The sequence below is a fragment of the Streptomyces sp. NPDC015144 genome, from assembly GCF_043079735.1.
Lineage (GTDB): Bacteria > Actinomycetota > Actinomycetes > Streptomycetales > Streptomycetaceae > Streptomyces.
Genome location: NZ_JBIBUU010000009.1, coordinates 116666 through 132966, shown reverse-complemented (window position 1 = coordinate 132966; position 16301 = coordinate 116666). Strand labels below are relative to the sequence as shown.

Here is a 16301-nt window from a genome sequence, read left to right as displayed (position 1 = left end):
GGTCTCATCGGCCGACCCGGCCGACCGGCGGATCCGACCTGCTCCGTCGACTCCATGGGGCCACGGAGTAGCTTTGCCGCCATGTATGCGATCACGATCCCCGAACCCGGTGGCCCCGAGGCGCTCGTCTGGGCCGAAGTGCCCGATCCGGTGGCCGGTGAGGGCGAGGTCCTCGTCGATGTCGTCGCCAGCGCCGTCAACCGCGCGGATGTGCTGCAGCGGCAGGGGTTCTACAACCCGCCGCCCGGCGCGTCCCCGTACCCCGGCCTTGAGTGCTCGGGGCGCGTCTCGGCGGTCGGGCCCGGGGTGACCGGCTGGGCGGTCGGTGACGAGGTGTGCGCGCTGCTCGCGGGCGGCGGATACGCGGAGAAGGTCGCCGTTCCCGCCGGGCAGTTGCTGCCGGTGCCGGACGGTGTCGGAACGGCCCTGGCGGCGGCGTTGCCCGAGGTGACGGCCACGGTCTGGTCGAACGTCTTCATGGTGGCCCATCTGCGCCCCGGCGAGACGCTGCTGGTGCACGGAGGGTCCAGCGGTATCGGCACGATGGCGATCCAGCTCGCCAAGGCCGTGGGTGCGCGGGTCGCGGTCACCGCCGGGGGGCCCGAGAAGCTGGCGCGCTGCGCCGAGCTGGGGGCCGACATCCTGATCGACTACCGGGAGCAGGACTTCGTCGAGGAGATCCGCCGGGCGACCGACGGGGCCGGGGCGGACGTCATCCTCGACATCGTCGGCGCGAAGTACCTGGACCGGAACGTGCAGGCACTCGCGGTCAACGGCCGGCTGGCCGTCATCGGCCTCCAGGGCGGCGTCAAGGGCGAGCTGAACCTGGGCGCTCTGCTGAACAAGCGGGCCGCCGTCACCGCGACCTCGCTGCGCGGCCGCCCGCTCGCCGAGAAGGCCGCCATCGTCGCGGCGGTGCGCGAGCACGTCTGGCCGCTGATCGCGGACGGCGTCGTACGGCCGGTCGTGGACCGTACGGTGCCGATGCCGGACGCCGCCGAGGCGCACCGGGTACTGGAGTCCAGCACGCACATCGGGAAGGTCCTGCTCCAGGCCCCGACGAGCTGATGCCGGACGGGGCCGCACGGCCCCCGGACACCCTCAAGGCCCGGCGCACCGGTCATGGACCAGGTACGCCGGGCCTTGTGGCACATCAGTCTTGTGGCGCTTCAACCGTCCGGCAACGCAGCCGTCCCGAAAGAAACGATCTAGAGGTACGGGCCCGTCCGGACCGGTCCGTGCGGGTCGGGGCTGCCGTCGTCCTCCTCGTGGACGCTGCCCGGCGGAAGGGCGCGGCGCATCTGCTCCAGCTGGGCCCGGGCCGCCATCTGCTGGGCGAACAGGGTCGTCTGGATGCCGTGGAAGAGGCCCTCCAGCCAGCCCACCAGCTGGGCCTGCGCGATCCGCAGCTCCGCCTCGGAGGGCACCGAATCGTCGGTGAAGGGCAGGGAGAGCCTTTCCAGCTCCTCCACCAGCTCCGGCGCGAGACCGTCCTCCAGCTCCTTCACGGAACCGGCGTGGATCTCCTTCAGCCGGACCCGGCTCGCCTCGTCGAGAGGGGCCGCCCTGACCTCTTCGAGGAGCTGCTTGATCATGCTGCCGATGCGCATGACCTTCGCGGGCTGTTCGACCATCTCCGTCACCGGGACCTCGCGCGATTCGTCGTCAGCGCCACCGCCACCGCCGCCGATCGCCATGCCGTCCTGCCCCACCACGAGGACTTGGGGGTGCTCCTGCGACCGTTCATTCCTCGGCATCTCCATGGCGCCATTGTCTCCCACACCTCTTGTTCAGCACTGTGGTGCCCCCGCAAACGGCTGATCCACCCTTTCGACCGCGTATTCCGCCCGCCGGACCGACGTCAGGCGCGTACGGGTGAACGCCGGGGCGCGCACCCCGGCCGACGACGGGACCGGGGCCGGCGGCCGCGACCGGTCAGCCGGTGCGGCGCATCCGGTACGCCAGGAAGGCCAGGCCCAGCCCGATCAGGGCGAGCCCGCCGCCCAGCGACACCTGTTTCACCTGGTGCACGGTCGCGGGGTTCAGGGCCTGTTCCGAGTGGGGTTCGGTGCCGGGGAGCGCGTCGGCTGCCGACGGCATGCCCGGCACCTCCTCCGTCGGCTGGGCCGTGGCCTGGTCGTACAAGCGGTCCGAGCGCGCGATCTCGCCCGGCGAGAGCTGCCGCCCGGGCCGGGGCCGCCCCACCCCGGCTTCCTGCCCGGCCAGCGGGGTCCGCGCGTCGGTGGGGGAGGCCGAGAGGGAGACCCAGGCAGAGGGATCGGCGGGAGAAGCTTCGGCAGGGGCCCCGGGGTACGCCGATCCCGGTGCGGCGAGCGGCGAACCGGACAGCGCGGGGGCGGGAGAGAGCCACGGTCCCGCGGAAGCCGAAGGCGCTGGGGAAGCCGAAGGGCCTGACGGGGACGGAGTCGCCAGAGGCGCTGAAGGCACGACAGGAGCTGAGGGAACGGAAGGCGCTGACGGAAAAGGGGTGGGCGCGGTGGCCGGCTCGCTCGACGGGGCGGTGGTCGCGACCGCTGCGGCCGCCTCGCCCGCAGCGCCCCCCAGCGCCGCACCCGTTGTCAGCACCAGGCAGGCCACGCACCGCGTGGGCCGCGAGAGCAGAAGTCCGGGAGACATGGCGCCAGCGTCACACGCGGCGACAGCTCCGGCACTTTCTGTGTCCCCGGACTACGCCACTCGGGCCCGGCGAGGTTCCGACAGCCCGCAGGGACCCCGCAAAAAACCGCCGATCCCGCCCTACTCCGGACTCAGGCCGGACGTACTCCGGACTCAGGCGCCCTCAGGGCTCAGGCCGGGTCCCCCGTGGCGACGCGCAGCTCGAAGTGGGCGCCGGTCTTGTCCACGGCGGTTCCGGCCGACGGGAACTGGTCGATGATCTGGTCCTCCGCGTACGCGTTCCCCGGGACCTTGATCTTCTTGATCGTCCAGCCGGCCGCCTCGGCGCACGCCTTCGCGGAGAGGAAGTCCTTGTATAGGAACTTCGGGGCGTCGACCTTCTCCGGGTCGTCCGAATTCTCGTACGCTTCCGTGCACTTCTCGGTCTCCATGGTCCGGTTGCGCTCCGGAGGCCGGTGCTCGCCCGCGGCCGGGGTCTTGTCCCCGCCGCCGTTGTCCGTTTCATCGCCGCCCAGCGACTGCAGCACGAGGAACCCGCCGGTCCCGACCACCGCGACCGCGATCACGGCGATGGACAGCCGCATGGCCAGCGGCATCCGCGTGGAGCCGCCCCCGCCCGAGCGGGCCGGTGTCTGCGCGGTCTGGGGCTGCGGCGACATCCCGTAGGGCGGCGGGGTCTGCTGCGCGACCGGGGCCGGGGCCTGGGCCTGGAACTGCTGCGCCGCCTGCGGGTAGCCGTACGACGGCGCCGGGGTCGGGGCCGGGGTGGCCTGGCCGTACGCGCCCGACTGGTACGGGCCGGACTGGTACGGCCCCGGCTGGTACGGCGTCTGGACGCCCTGCGGGGCCGCACCGGACTGGTCCAGCGGCGGGAAGACCGCCGAGCCGACGCCCGAGCCGCTGTTCGCCGGAGCGCCGCCGCCCGCGACGATCACCGGGGCGCCCGTGGCGCCGCCCGCGGAGAGCACCCGGGCGATCTCGTCCTGCATGGCGGCCGCGCTGGGAAAGCGGTCGTTCGGGTTCTTCTTCAGCGCGCGGGCGACCAGCGCGTCGATCGCCGGGGTGACCGAGCGGTTGATGCTGGAGGGCGCGACCGGCTCCTCCTGGACGTGCGCGTACGCGATGGCCAGCGGGGAGTCCGCGTCGAAGGGGATGCGCCCGGTCAGCAGCTGGAACAGCATGATGCCGACCGAGTACAGGTCGGAGCGGGCGTCCACGCCGCGGCCCAGGGCCTGCTCGGGGGAGAGGTACTGCGGGGTGCCGACGACCATGCCGGTCTGGGTCATCGACGTGACGCCCGACTGCATGGCGCGGGCGATGCCGAAGTCCATGACCTTGACGACGCCGCGCTTGGTCACCATGACGTTGCCCGGCTTGATGTCGCGGTGCACCAGGCCCATCTCGTGGCTGGTGTCCAGCGCGGCCAGCACGTCGTTCGTGACCTTCAGCGCCTTGTCGGCGGGCATCGCGCCGTGCGCCTGGATGTCCGCGTGGAGGACCGAGCCGAGCGGCTGCCCCTCCACGTACTCCATGACGATGTACGGCATCAGCGCGCCGCCGAGCTCGTCCTCGCCGGTGTCGAAGACCGAGACGATGTTGGTGTGCTGGAGCTTGGCGACGGCCTGCGCCTCGCGCCGGAACCGCTCGCGGAAGGACTGCTCGCGTCCCAGCTCCGTGTGCAATGTCTTGATCGCGACTTGACGGTCCAGCGCGGTGTCGTACGCCAGGTACACCGAGGCCATGCCGCCCTCGCCGAGCAGGTCGCGCAGCTGGTACCGCCCGCCGGCGACCGAACCGCCCGCGTAGCGCCCCTGAGCGCCCTGTGCGCCGTCCTGGCTCATGAGTTGCTTCCCCCTCGGCGCGACTGCCGCGATCATCCCGCTATTACGCGCCAAGTCTGCCCGAGGGGTACGACACGTCAAGCCAGGTGCCCGTTCCGTGACCGTACGCACAAGAAGAGTCCCGGAAGCGTTACAGGAACCGCATGGAATTTGCGTGGACGGCGTGTAGGGCGGTTCGATGGCCGGTCCGTCACCACCGGGTGAGCCGCCCGGCAGGAGGGGGTGGCCGGTCCGGACTCGACGACGGGGTGTCCCCCGGAGCCTGTAGCGTGACGTGGCAATGCAGTGGGGTCGTCCGGCCCGCACCGTCCGATGTGCAGCGTGGCAGATCGGCCCGGCGGGGTCCGGTCCCGTCCGGGCCGGGTGGAAGGCGCGGAGGACCCCGACACCGTGAGAACCCGCGGACGCGCGGACAGATACGACGGCGAGGACTGATGGCACCCGAATCCGAAGCAAACGGCGGCGGAGTTTCGGATGGCACCGACTCCTGGGGCATCGACGGTGTCGTGGGCGACGGGCGTTACCGGATGACGCACCGTCTCGGCCGGGGCGGCATGGCGGAGGTCTTCGCGGCCGAGGACGTACGGCTGGGCCGTACCGTCGCGGTGAAGCTGCTCCGTTCCGACCTCGCCGAGGACCCGGTCTCCAAGGCCCGGTTCACGCGCGAGGCGCAGTCGGTCGCCGGGCTCAACCACCATGCGATCGTCGCCGTGTACGACTCCGGCGAGGACACCGTGGGCGGGCAGACCGTCCCCTACATCGTGATGGAGCTGGTCGAGGGCCGCACCATCCGCGATCTGCTGCTCACCGCCGAGCCCCCGCCGCCCGAGCAGGCGCTGATCATCGTCTCCGGGGTGCTCGAAGCGCTGGCCTACTCGCACCAGCACGGCATCGTGCACCGCGACATCAAGCCGGCCAACGTCATCATCACCAACTCCGGTGCGGTCAAGGTGATGGACTTCGGCATCGCCCGTGCGCTGCACGGCGCGCAGTCGACGATGACCCAGACCGGCATGGTCATGGGCACGCCGCAGTACCTCTCCCCCGAACAGGCCCTCGGCAAGGCGGTCGACCACCGCTCCGACCTCTACGCCACCGGTTGCCTGCTGTACGAACTGCTGGCGCTGCGGCCCCCGTTCACCGGCGAGACGCCGCTGTCCGTGGTGTACCAGCATGTCCAGGACATGCCCGTACCGCCGTCCAACGTGCTGGGTTCGGTGCCGCCGGAGCTGGACGGGCTGGTCATGCGTTCCCTCGCGAAGGACCCGGACGACCGGTTCCAGAGCGCCGAGGAGATGCGCGGCCTGGTCCAGTACGGGCTCCAGATGCTCCAGATGCAGGGCGGCCACACCGGTACGTGGAACACCGGCCCGGTCGCGGTGCACGAGGGCGGGAACACCCCGGCCATGGGCATCAACGGCTCCACGATGGCGATGGGCCACCCGCAGCACGGCGACACCTCGCAGGGCCCGATCCTGCCGCCGATGAACCCGGACGACGGCGGTTACGACGGTGGCGGTCAGCCCGGCGGCAGCGGCGGGCGCGGCAAGTTGTGGCTCTTCGTGGTGCTCGCGCTGATCGCGATCGGGGCGGGGGTGGCCATCGCGGTCAACGCCGCGCAGAACGACGACGCGAACCACCGGAAGCAGCCCGGCGAGACGTCCATTTCGCCGTCCCCGACGCGCACTTCGTCCGGGCCGAGCGACGACACGAGCCAGGACACCCAGCAGCCGGAGAACTCCACCGGCAACCAGCAGGACCCGCCCCCGCAGCAGACGTACGAGCCGTCGACCACCCCGACCGAGCCGACCGAACCGGCGACGAAGCAGCCGACCAGCCCGCCCCCCGGCACCGACAACGGCGGCACCGGTACGGACAACGGCGGTACGGGAACCGACAACGGCGGTACCGGAACGGACAACGGCGGTACCGGCACCGACAACGGCGGTACCGGCACCGACAACGGCGGTACCGGAACGGACAACGGCGGTACGGGAGCGGACAACGGCAGCACCAACACCGGCGCGTCCGCGGCGGCCGGATCGGGAGCGGGTGGCCCCCAGCGCCCCTGACCAGGGGATCGTCCGGTGGTCCGCCCGCCGCCCGCCGCCCGGACTCCCGGACTCCCGGTCCGGGCCCATCCCCGCCCCGGAATCGCCCGGATCAGGCGGTGAACGCCTCGCGCACCGCTTCGTACTCGCGCGTCCACCACACCGCCAGGGCCGATACCGCGGGGAACTGCGGGTCGGCCCTCCGGTCGTCCCGGCAGTACCGCCAGCTGAGTATCCAGAAGTCGTTGAGCCGCTCCCACCACACCCGGTGCACCGCCGCGGCCAGCTCCGCCGGTTCCGCACCGGCCGCCCGGCGGTAGGCGCGTGCGTACGCCCGGACCTTCTCCAGTTCCAGCGTCCCGGCCGGCTGCACGAAGAAGATCGCGGCCGCCCGTACCGCCTCCTCGGCCCTCGGCTGGACGCCCAGCCGGTCCCAGTCGAGGATCGCGACCGGCTCCGGACCCCGGTAGAGGACGTTGAGCGGGTGGAAGTCGCCGTGCACCCAGCCGATGGCCGGGGCGTCCGGGGTGGGCGGCCTGCGGTCGGCGTGGCGTTCCAGCAGGGCCCGCCGTTCCAGGAGGCGGTGCTCGGCCAGTTCGTCGAAGGCGTCCCGGGGGCGGCGCCGGCGCGCGGCGGCCAGCAGCTCGTCGATCAGCGCGGAGGTCTCGGCGGGGTCGGCGCTCCGGAGGCCACCGGCCCGGCGGGCGAGCCCGGGGCCCGCGCCCATGACCTGGGCGAGCCCGGTGTGCACGGTCCCGAGAAGCCCCCCGAGCCGCCCGGACTGGGTGGTGCTCAGCTGTGCGCCGGCCCGGTGCAGTCCGTCGATCCAGGGGTGCAGGGCGTAGCAGCGGCCGCCGATCTCGGTGACGGTGCCGCCCTCGGTGTCCCGGACGGGTGGGGCGACGGGCAGGCCCAGTGACTGGAGGCGCTGGGTCGCGCGGTGCTGGCGGACGATCGTGGCGCGGTCGCCGGTGGAGTCGTCGAGGTGGTGCTTGAGGAAGTAGCGGCCGCGGGTGGTGGAGACGCGGTAGCCGTGGTTGAGCAGGCCCTGGGTGATGGGGGTGCAGCTGAGCGGTGCCCCGGCGTCCGGGTAGCGGCGCAGCACCTCGTCCACCGGCGGTACGGGGGGCGCGGGGGCGGCCGGCCGTATCGGGGGCTCGGCCCGCACCGGGCTCACCGGCGGCGCGGCCGGCCGGGGCACGGGGGGCAGCCGCACCTGGTCCACCGGCGACACCGGTGGGGCGGGGGCGGACGGGAACGGTAAGGGGAACGGGAACAGGATCTCGTCCGCCGAAGGAACGGACGGAAGAGCGACAAATGAGCGCGGCACTCGCCAGATGTTAGATCACGCTGTGTGCCCGATCGGTTGAGTTGCGTGGAAGTCAAGAGTGTGCACAGAGACGAAGTGCGGATCGAGCCGGAGGTACGCGGCGTCGAACAGCTCCCCGTTCACCCGCGCCGGAGCCTCGCCGAACGACGCGCACTGGGCGGGCGAGGGGCGCACGATCCGGGCGGTGCCGGTGAACTGCACGGCCCACAGCTCGCAGTCGCCCCCGGTGGCGGTGGTGTCGAAGTTGTCCGCGCCGTACGCCACGACCGTGCCGTCGCAGGCGTTGTGGTAGCCGAAGCCGCTGTGCATCCGCAGAATCACATGGCCGTCGACCACGACATGGCGGGCCACCGACAGAAACGGGAGGGCGCGCATGCTCGTCGCCAGCCGTCCGTAGCGGACGCGGCCGAGCAGTTCGATCGCCTGGAGTTCCTCGGGGGACATGCTCTCCACTCTCCGTGTCCCACCGGCCCACGGACAGAGGCCGGGGCCCCGGTTGAAGCGGGACCAAAGTCCCGATACGGACACGTACGGTGATGGTTCACGTCGTCGCGGGCCGTCGTTGCCGGGCGTCCCGGGTAACCGGGGTGTCCGTGGCCGGGAGTGGCCGGGAGTGGCCGGGCGTTGCTCCGTCCGGGCTCAGCGCTTCTCCGCCTGGAGCCGGGCCACGTACGCGGCGGCCTGCGAGCGCCGTTCCATGCCCAGTTTGGAGAGCAGGCTGGAGACGTAATTCTTGATCGTTTTCTCGGCGAGATGGAGCCGTTCGCCGATCACCCGGTTGGTCAGTCCCTCACCGATCAGGTCGAGGATCTTGCGTTCCTGCTCGGTGAGGTTGGCGAGTCGGTCCTCGCCGCGCTCCTTCTTCCCGGCGCGCAGCCGCTCCAGCACCCGGGCGGTCGCCACCGGGTCCAGCAGCGACTTCCCGGCCGCCACGTCGCGTACCGCGTTCAGCAGCTCGTTGCCCCGGATCGCCTTCAGCACATAGCCCGAGGCGCCCGCCATGATCGCGTCGAAGAGGGCCTCGTCGTCGGCGTAGGAAGTGAGCATCAGGCACTTGATGGAATCGTCCTGGGAGCGGACCTCGCGGCAGACCTCCACCCCGCTGCCGTCCGGCAGCCGTACGTCGAGCACCGCCACATCGGGCCGGGTCGCCGGAATCCGGACGAGGGCGTCGGCCGCCGTACCGGCCTCGCCGACGACTTCGATGTCGTCCTCCGATGAGAGCAATTCATGGACCCCGCGCCGGACCACTTCATGATCGTCCAGAAGGAATACGGTGATTTTTCCTTGTTCGCGCACAAAACGCAGTCTCACACACTCGCCTCTTCCCTGCCGCCGAACGGCGGGATAACGTGCGCTTGTTCCGGTGGCCCGAGAGGCTGTTCCCGGCGCTGTGACCAGCGAGAGTTCCCGACTTTTTCGATTTACTTGGAAATCCAAGCAAAATCGCAGGTCAGATGGGGTTTCGCAGATATGCGGCGCACTGGGTAACGTGCTTTTCACAGGGCGCTCGCCGGGGCACCTGTCACGCCTGTTCCCGGACCGAGCGGCACCCACCCCGTGCACGGGTACGGACCCAGGCGAGCCGCACTGGCTTTCCCGGCAGACCCCGGGGGCCGGACCGACGGAGGAGCACGCACGTGACCGTGGAGAGCACTGCCGCGCGCACATCGCGCCGCAGCAGCGGGACCAGCGCCGCGAAGAAGTCCGCGACGACCGCGACGAGCGCGAAGAAGAGCGCGTCGAACGCGAAGAAGCCCGCTGAGACGCCCGCGAAGAAGACCGCGAGGACGACGCCCGCGAAAAGGGCGGCGAAGACGGCCGCCAGGCCGCCGCAGGGCACCGAGCCCGAGCTCGTCCAGCTGCTGACGCCCGAGGGGGAGCGCGTCGAGCACCCGGACTACGCGATCGACCTGACCGCCGAGGAGCTGCGCGGCCTGTACCGGGACATGGTCCTGACCCGCCGCTTCGACGCCGAGGCCACCGCCCTCCAGCGCCAGGGCGAGCTGGGCCTGTGGGCCTCGCTGCTCGGCCAGGAGGCCGCGCAGATCGGCAGCGGCCGGGCACTGCGCGACGACGACTACGTCTTCCCGACCTACCGGGAGCACGGCGTCGCCTGGTGCCGCGGCGTCGACCCGACCAACCTGCTCGGGATGTTCCGCGGGGTGAACCACGGCGGGTGGGACCCGAACACCAACAACTTCCACCTGTACACGATCGTCATCGGCTCGCAGACCCTGCACGCCACCGGTTACGCCATGGGCGTGGCCAAGGACGGCGCGGACTCCGCCGTGATCGCGTACTTCGGCGACGGCGCCTCCAGCCAGGGCGACGTGGCCGAGTCGTTCACGTTCTCCGCGGTCTACAACGCCCCGGTCGTCTTCTTCTGCCAGAACAACCAGTGGGCGATCTCCGAGCCCACCGAGAAGCAGACCCGCGTCCCGCTCTACCAGCGCGCCCAGGGCTACGGCTTCCCCGGCGTCCGGGTCGACGGCAACGACGTCCTGGCCTGCCTGGCGGTCACCAGGGCGGCGCTGGACCGCGCCCGCAGCGGCGAGGGCCCGATGCTCGTCGAGGCGTTCACGTACCGGATGGGCGCGCACACCACCTCCGACGACCCGACCAAGTACCGGGCCGACGAGGAGCGGGCGGCCTGGGAGGCCAAGGACCCGATCCTGCGGCTGCGCAGGTACCTGGAGAACGTGGGCGCCGGCGACGAGGCGTTCTTCACCGCGCTGGAGGAGGAGAGCGAGGCCCTCGGCAAGCGGGTCCGCGAGGCGGTACGGGCCATGCCCGACCCCGACCCGATCGCGATCTTCGACAACGTCTACGCCGACGGCAACCCGCTCGTCGACGAGGAGCGCGCCCAGTTCGCCGCCTACCAGGCATCGTTCGCAGACACCGCCGAGGAGAGCAAGTAGCCATGGCCATGGAAAAGATGTCCATCGCGAAGGCTCTCAACGAGTCGCTGCGCCGGGCCCTCGACACGGACCCCAAGGTCCTCATCATGGGTGAGGACGTCGGCAAGCTCGGCGGCGTCTTCCGGATCACCGACGGGCTCCAGAAGGACTTCGGCGAGGAGCGGGTCATCGACACCCCGCTCGCCGAGTCCGGCATCGTCGGCACCGCGATCGGCCTGGCCCTGCGCGGCTACCGCCCGGTCGTGGAGATCCAGTTCGACGGCTTCGTCTTCCCGGCGTACGACCAGATCGTCACGCAGCTCGCGAAGATGCACGCCCGTGCGCTCGGCAAGATCAAGCTGCCCGTCGTCGTCCGCATCCCGTACGGCGGCGGCATCGGCGCGGTGGAGCACCACAGCGAGTCGCCCGAGGCGCTGTTCGCGCACGTCGCGGGGTTGAAGGTGGTCTCGCCGTCGAACGCGAGCGACGCCTACTGGATGATGCAGCAGGCCGTCCAGAGCGACGACCCGGTGATCTTCTTCGAGCCGAAGCGGCGCTACTGGGACAAGGGTGAGGTCGAGACCGACGCTATTCCCGGCCCGCTGCACCGGGCCTCGGTGGCCCGCACCGGCACGGACCTCACGCTCGCCGCGTACGGCCCGATGGTGAAGGTCTGCCTGGAGGCGGCCGCGGCGGCCGAGGAGGAGGGCAAGTCGATCGAGGTCCTGGACCTGCGCTCGATGGCCCCGATCGACTTCGACACCATCCAGACCTCGGTCGAGAAGACCGGCCGGCTCGTGGTGGTCCACGAGGCGCCGGTGTTCTACGGCTCCGGGGCCGAGATCGCCGCCCGGATCACGGAGCGCTGCTTCTACCATCTGGAAGCACCGGTGCTGCGGGTCGGCGGCTACCACGCCCCGTACCCGCCGGCGCGTCTGGAGGACGAGTACCTGCCGGGGCTCGACCGGGTGCTCGACGCCGTCGACCGCTCGCTGGCGTACTGAGGACTGGGACGTGACAACGATGACCGACACTTCCAACGCCGCTCGCTTCCGTGAGTTCAAGATGCCCGACGTGGGCGAGGGACTGACCGAGGCCGAGATCCTCAAGTGGTACGTCCAGCCCGGCGACACCGTCGCCGACGGTCAGGTCGTCTGCGAGGTCGAGACGGCGAAGGCGGCCGTGGAGCTGCCGATCCCGTTCGACGGGGTGGTGCACGAGCTGCGCTTCCCCGAGGGCACGACCGTCGACGTCGGCCAGGTGATCATCGCGGTGGACGTGGCCCCGGGCAGCGGCGACGCCCCCGCGGCCCCGGCTCCCGTCGCGGATTCGGCCCCCGCACCTTCCGCCGAGGCGGAGCCGGAGGCCCCGAAGGGCCGCCAGCCGGTCCTGGTGGGCTACGGCGTCTCCGAGAGCTCGACCAAGCGCCGGGCCCGCAAGGGCACGGCCCCGGTCCAGGCCGAGCTGAACGGCCACGGCGCCGCACCCGCGCCTGCGGCCGCGCCCGCGCCCGCGGCCGTGGCGTCGGAGGCTCCCAAGGAGCGCCCGCTGGCCAAGCCCCCGGTCCGCAAGCTGGCCAAGGACCTGGGCATCGACCTGGCGACCGTCGTCCCGACCGGCAAGGACGGGATCATCACCCGGGAGGACGTCCACGCGGCGGCCGCCCCGGTGGCCACCCCCGTACCGGCGCAGGTCCAGGCCCCCGCCGCCCCCGCCGTCGAGGCCGCGGACGCTGTGGACGCCTTCGCGGCGGAGGCGGCCGCCCCGGCGGGCGCCCGCGAGACCCGTATCCCGGTCAAGGGCGTACGCAAGGCCATCGCGCAGGCGATGGTGGGCAGCGCCTTCACGGCCCCGCACGTCACCGAGTTCGTCACCGTCGACGTGACGCGCACGATGAAGCTGGTCGCGGAGCTCAAGGAGGACAAGGACATGGCGGGGGTGCGGGTCAACCCGCTCCTCCTCATCGCCAAGGCCCTGCTGGTCGCGATCAAGCGGAACCCGGGCATCAACGCCGCCTGGGACGAGCCCAACCAGGAGATCGTCCAGAAGCACTACGTGAACCTGGGCATCGCCGCCGCCACCCCGCGCGGCCTGATCGTGCCGAACATCAAGGACGCGCACGACATGACCCTGCCGCAGCTCGCCGCGGCACTGGGCGAGCTGGTCGCCACGGCCCGGGACGGCAAGACGTCCCCGGCCGCCATGGCGGGCGGCACGGTGACCATCACCAACGTCGGCGTCTTCGGCGTCGACACGGGCACCCCGATCCTCAACCCGGGCGAGTCCGCGATCCTCGCGGTCGGCGCGATCAAGCTCCAGCCGTGGGTCCACAAGGGCAAGGTGAAGCCCCGCCAGGTCACCACCCTCGCCCTGTCGTTCGACCACCGCCTGGTCGACGGCGAACTCGGCTCCAAGGTCCTGGCCGACGTCGCCGCCATCCTGGAGAACCCGAAGCGCCTGATCACCTGGGCGTAGCTCTCCTCGTTCCACCTTTTACGCCGGTGGGCCCGCACATCGCATGTGCGGGCCCACCGGCGCGTCCGGCCCCCGGAGCAGGTCGAGTTCGGCGAACACGATCTTGCCGACGGCGCGCGGCTCGACGCCCCACCGGTCCGCGATCCGCTTCACGATCAGCAGCCCGCGCCCGTAGCACTCCTCGTCCGTCGCCTCACGGAGGTCCGGCAACCGCTCGCCCCTCGGATCGCTCACCGCGACCCGGAGCGCGGTGCCGGTGAGCGTGAGCCGCACCCGGAACAGCCGCCCTTCCACGGCACCGTGCACCAGCGCATTGGTCGCCAACTCGCTGACCAGCAAGGCCGCGTCGCCCACCAGCCCCGGATACCCCCACTCCCGCACGAGCCGCGCGGCACGCCGCCGCGAGAACGACACGCTCTCGGCGGTCGGTACGTAGTCGAGCCGGTCCTCGCGGAGGACGGGTTCGGGGACGGAGATCTGTTCGGCTGCGGTCATGGCGCGGGCCTCCGTGTTTGCGGGCGGTGGCGATGCCGTACCTGCGAAGCGCCGGTGCGGGCGCAGGGCAGGGCGGTGCACTTCCGCCGACTGATTCCGCTGTGCGAGCGGCTATGCGCTGAAAGTAGCCACCCTCCGGAGTGCGAGGCAAGTGAAACGGAGTCAATTGTCTCCAACGGGTGACAGGCGTCGACTGCCCGCGTCGGGAGGGCCAAACTGGTGCGGTGAATCGTGGGAATCGGCAAGGCAATAGGTCGTCAACCGTCCTGGGACGCAGGCTCGGTAGTGAGCTTCTGCGCCTGAGAGACGCGTCGGGGAAGACGCAGCAGCAGGCCGCCCAGGTCATCAGCGCGACCAACTCAAAGATCGTGAAGATGGAGCAGGGATGGGTACCGATGAGGGACCCGGACATCAAGGCCCTTTGTGAGTTCTACGGGGCCAGTGATGCGCTCGTCGATCGGCTGCTGGAAGTGGCTCGGGTGGATCGAGAACGGCGCAAGGCGAAGGGCTGGTGGAACCAGTACCCAGAGCTGCGTTCATTGGTCGAGTACGTCGCGTTGGAAGACATTGCCAAGGGAGTCCGAACCTGGCAAGGAGCGTTCGTGCCGGGATTGCTCCAGACTCCGGACTATGCCAGAGCGCTCGCTGTCGGCAACGCGGACTGGGACGACCCGGATGAGATCGAGCGCTTCGTCGAGGCGAAGATCGCCCGTCAAGCACGCCTCACGGACGGCAGCCCTCTCGCGCTGTGGGCCATCGTGGCGGAGGCGGCGCTGCGACAATTGGTCGGCGGACGCGATGTGATGCGTGCCCAACTGGGACGCCTGGCGGAGGCCGCCGAAGCGCCAAATGTCACCGTGCAGGTTGTCCCGTTCCTCGCAGGCTCTCATCCAGGCATGACCAGTGCTTTTAGCATCGTCTCGTTCGCCGAACCCGGCGCGATGGACGTGGTCTACATGGACACCACGTCGTCTACGCTGTGGCTTGAGAGCGAGCCGGATGCGGCGCGCCACAACGGCACGTTTGGTCGAATCGCACGAAGCGGACTCGCTCCCCGCGATTCCATCGCTCTGATAGGGCGTATTCGCAAGGAGTTGTAGTCGTGTCCCACTTCGAGTTCGTCAAGTCCAGCTACAGCAGCGGCAACGGCGAGTGCATCGAGGTGGCCCGAAACGTCCCCCGCACCGTGGCCGTTCGCGACTCCAAGGACCTTACGGGTCCCGTCCTGCTTGTTGGCTCCGCAGCGTGGGACGCCTTTACGGCGGGGCTGGTGCAGTCTCGGGGCTGAGCTTGGAGGGACGCCTCACACGAAACGAGGGCGTAGTCATGTTTCGGTTCGTTAAGTCGTCCTACAGCGAGGCGCACGGTGAGTGCGTCGAAGTAGCCCGCAACATTCCTAGTGCCGTCGCTGTCCGTGACTCCAAGCGGTTCGACGGGCCCGTCCTGGTTGTCGGACCCGCAGCCTGGGAGGCGTTCCGGTCCGAGCTGGTGCAGCGCGCTTAGGGAATGATGCGGAGCGGCTGAACCTCGCCGCCGTGTGAGCCCTCCGTGTTTGGTGTCGACCCCTCTGGTTGGAGAGCGATACTGATGCCCAGCGTCACGTCAGCCTTTTCGACCGCATCTCGCGCCTGGGGCTTGCGCAACGCCCCTTGGTCAGGCTCATCAGGCCACCCTCAGGGAGCTGTAAATCGCGTGCCCGGGTACGAGTTCGTCAAGTCCAGCTACAGCGGAGGCAACGCTGGCCAGGAGTGTGTCGAGGTGGCCCGCAACGTCCCGAGTATCGTCGCCGTCCGCGACTCCAAGTGGCTCGACGGGCCCGTCCTGATCGTCGGCCCCGTAGCGTGGGAGGCGTTCCGGGCCGGGCTGGGGCGGTCGTCGGGCTGAGTGCGTCGATCAGGGTGTGAAGGCGAGGAACTCTGCCGTGGACAGTCGGGGCCGGGACGCAGGAGCGGCGATCCGGGCGGTCTTCGACCGGTGCATGGCCGAGGGGCTGGCGCCGGATTCGGTGGAGGGTGCCACGGACGAGCAGGTGGAGGCGTACGCCGTCGCGCAGGGCGTCACGGCGGTGCCCGCTGCTGTCCGTGAGGTGCTGCGTCTGATCGGTGTGCGCCACGGGCTGTGGCAGGTGGGCAGTGCGCTCGGGGTGGACGCGGTCGGCGGGGACGCGAAGCGGTACGCGCAGGCCGCCCTGGTGCCCGGAGGCGGCGCTGCTCTCCGGGACCCGGCCGGGCTGCTGGTGCTGGTCGCGCACCAGGCGTACGCGTTCCACGTCGTCGACGGGGCCGACCTCGGCATGGCGGATCCGCCGGTCTGGCTGGTCGCGGAGGGCGAGCCGGCGCGGCCGGCCTGGCGCTCGGTGACCCACTGGTTCGACAGCACCAGCCCGGACGTCGGCGCGTACCGCACCCGCCTGGAGGTACTGGCGGAGACGGGTGGATGGATGCCGCCCTGGACGCGGTATCTGCGCCCGGTCGATGCGGGGCGGTCGGGCTGATCGGCGGAGACGCCGCCTTCCTTGACCTCAACCGGAGTTGGGGTCCTAGCGTTGCGTGCACGTAGTCGACGGCAGGCG

17 protein-coding genes are annotated in these 16301 nt (G+C 70.9%); 10 read left to right on the top strand and 7 right to left on the bottom strand.

The features are described from left to right. Positions 1-81 precede the first annotated feature (81 nt). A complete protein-coding gene (locus ACF08W_RS17690; protein WP_385202857.1) occupies positions 82-1068 on the top strand; it encodes an NAD(P)H-quinone oxidoreductase in 987 nt (328 codons plus the stop codon). A 140-nt stretch (positions 1069-1208) separates the two neighbouring features. On the opposite strand, the gene ACF08W_RS17685 is transcribed toward ACF08W_RS17690, so the two are convergent. The 3 genes from ACF08W_RS17685 to ACF08W_RS17675 all read right to left on the bottom strand — a co-directional run bounded on the left by ACF08W_RS17685 (position 1209) and on the right by ACF08W_RS17675 (position 4478). Beyond that, complete coding sequence (locus tag ACF08W_RS17685) at positions 1209-1763, bottom strand: bacterial proteasome activator family protein (RefSeq protein WP_385202860.1); 555 nt, start codon at positions 1761-1763, stop codon at positions 1209-1211. 172 nt (positions 1764-1935) lie between these two features. Continuing rightward, a complete protein-coding gene (locus ACF08W_RS17680) occupies positions 1936-2205 on the bottom strand; it encodes a hypothetical protein (RefSeq protein ID WP_385202863.1) in 270 nt (89 codons plus the stop codon). Between the two features lie 602 nt (positions 2206-2807). Then, positions 2808-4478 carry a protein kinase gene (locus tag ACF08W_RS17675; protein ID WP_392279773.1) on the bottom strand — a complete coding sequence of 557 codons (1671 nt, stop codon included), beginning with the start codon at positions 4476-4478 and terminating at the stop codon, positions 2808-2810. A gap of 434 nt (positions 4479-4912) precedes the next feature. On the opposite strand from ACF08W_RS17675, the gene ACF08W_RS17670 reads away from it, so the two are divergent. Beyond that, complete coding sequence (locus ACF08W_RS17670; RefSeq protein ID WP_385202869.1) at positions 4913-6550, top strand: protein kinase; 1638 nt, start codon at positions 4913-4915, stop codon at positions 6548-6550. Between the two features lie 91 nt (positions 6551-6641). Here the strand turns inward: ACF08W_RS17670 and ACF08W_RS17665 are convergent, their stop codons facing one another. From ACF08W_RS17665 to ACF08W_RS17655, 3 genes are all read right to left on the bottom strand, one after another. Continuing rightward, complete coding sequence (locus tag ACF08W_RS17665; protein WP_385203907.1) at positions 6642-7634, bottom strand: phosphotransferase; 993 nt, start codon at positions 7632-7634, stop codon at positions 6642-6644. A 240-nt stretch (positions 7635-7874) separates the two neighbouring features. After that, entirely contained in the window at positions 7875-8303 is a 429-nt protein-coding gene (locus tag ACF08W_RS17660; protein ID WP_352274107.1) for a pyridoxamine 5'-phosphate oxidase family protein, read from the bottom strand. Between the two features lie 195 nt (positions 8304-8498). Further along, positions 8499-9158: a response regulator transcription factor gene (locus tag ACF08W_RS17655; protein WP_352274231.1), complete on the bottom strand. Its 660-nt coding sequence runs from the start codon at positions 9156-9158 to the stop codon at positions 8499-8501. A 341-nt stretch (positions 9159-9499) separates the two neighbouring features. On the opposite strand from ACF08W_RS17655, the gene pdhA reads away from it, so the two are divergent. From pdhA to ACF08W_RS17640, 3 genes are read left to right on the top strand one after another with little or no spacing between them, the layout of a single operon-like run. After that, positions 9500-10780 carry a pyruvate dehydrogenase (acetyl-transferring) E1 component subunit alpha gene (gene pdhA, locus ACF08W_RS17650; RefSeq protein WP_352274108.1) on the top strand — a complete coding sequence of 427 codons (1281 nt, stop codon included), beginning with the start codon at positions 9500-9502 and terminating at the stop codon, positions 10778-10780. 2 nt (positions 10781-10782) lie between these two features. Beyond that, positions 10783-11763: an alpha-ketoacid dehydrogenase subunit beta gene (locus ACF08W_RS17645; RefSeq protein ID WP_352274109.1), complete on the top strand. Its 981-nt coding sequence runs from the start codon at positions 10783-10785 to the stop codon at positions 11761-11763. Between the two features lie 10 nt (positions 11764-11773). Then, entirely contained in the window at positions 11774-13234 is a 1461-nt protein-coding gene (locus ACF08W_RS17640; RefSeq protein ID WP_392279772.1) for a dihydrolipoamide acetyltransferase family protein, read from the top strand. An 18-nt stretch (positions 13235-13252) separates the two neighbouring features. On the opposite strand, the gene ACF08W_RS17635 is transcribed toward ACF08W_RS17640, so the two are convergent. Further along, on the bottom strand, positions 13253-13729 hold the full coding sequence (locus tag ACF08W_RS17635) for an ATP-binding protein (RefSeq protein ID WP_392279771.1): 477 nt from the start codon (positions 13727-13729) through the stop codon (positions 13253-13255). A 224-nt stretch (positions 13730-13953) separates the two neighbouring features. Here ACF08W_RS17635 and ACF08W_RS17630 point away from each other — a divergent pair, with 224 nt between their 5' ends. The 5 genes from ACF08W_RS17630 (at position 13954) to ACF08W_RS17610 (ending at position 16223) form a co-directional block, all read left to right on the top strand. Next, positions 13954-14829 (top strand): helix-turn-helix domain-containing protein, encoded by an 876-nt coding sequence (locus ACF08W_RS17630; RefSeq protein WP_392279770.1) that lies wholly within the window; start codon positions 13954-13956, stop codon positions 14827-14829. A gap of 2 nt (positions 14830-14831) precedes the next feature. Next, positions 14832-15017 carry a DUF397 domain-containing protein gene (locus tag ACF08W_RS17625; protein ID WP_392279769.1) on the top strand — a complete coding sequence of 62 codons (186 nt, stop codon included), beginning with the start codon at positions 14832-14834 and terminating at the stop codon, positions 15015-15017. A gap of 38 nt (positions 15018-15055) precedes the next feature. Further along, entirely contained in the window at positions 15056-15232 is a 177-nt protein-coding gene (locus ACF08W_RS17620; RefSeq protein ID WP_392279768.1) for a DUF397 domain-containing protein, read from the top strand. Positions 15233-15421: 189 nt separating this feature from the next. Beyond that, a complete protein-coding gene (locus tag ACF08W_RS17615) occupies positions 15422-15613 on the top strand; it encodes a DUF397 domain-containing protein (protein ID WP_392279767.1) in 192 nt (63 codons plus the stop codon). Between the two features lie 37 nt (positions 15614-15650). Next, positions 15651-16223, top strand: a complete 573-nt coding sequence (locus ACF08W_RS17610; RefSeq protein ID WP_392279766.1) for a hypothetical protein — start codon at positions 15651-15653, stop codon at positions 16221-16223. The last annotated feature ends 78 nt before the right edge of the window (positions 16224-16301 follow it).

What these genes read in the sequence shown, in the direction of transcription:
- ACF08W_RS17690 (WP_385202857.1), top strand. Translation starts at nt 82, where the DNA reads ATGTATGCGATCACGATCCCCGAACCCGGTGGCCCCGAGGCGCTCGTC.
- ACF08W_RS17685 (WP_385202860.1), bottom strand. Translation starts at nt 1,763, where the DNA reads ATGGAGATGCCGAGGAATGAACGGTCGCAGGAGCACCCCCAAGTCCTC.
- ACF08W_RS17675 (WP_392279773.1), bottom strand. Translation starts at nt 4,478, where the DNA reads ATGAGCCAGGACGGCGCACAGGGCGCTCAGGGGCGCTACGCGGGCGGT.
- ACF08W_RS17670 (WP_385202869.1), top strand. Translation starts at nt 4,913, where the DNA reads ATGGCACCCGAATCCGAAGCAAACGGCGGCGGAGTTTCGGATGGCACC.
- ACF08W_RS17660 (WP_352274107.1), bottom strand. Translation starts at nt 8,303, where the DNA reads ATGTCCCCCGAGGAACTCCAGGCGATCGAACTGCTCGGCCGCGTCCGC.
- ACF08W_RS17645 (WP_352274109.1), top strand. Translation starts at nt 10,783, where the DNA reads ATGGCCATGGAAAAGATGTCCATCGCGAAGGCTCTCAACGAGTCGCTG.
- ACF08W_RS17635 (WP_392279771.1), bottom strand. Translation starts at nt 13,729, where the DNA reads ATGACCGCAGCCGAACAGATCTCCGTCCCCGAACCCGTCCTCCGCGAG.
- ACF08W_RS17620 (WP_392279768.1), top strand. Translation starts at nt 15,056, where the DNA reads ATGTTTCGGTTCGTTAAGTCGTCCTACAGCGAGGCGCACGGTGAGTGC.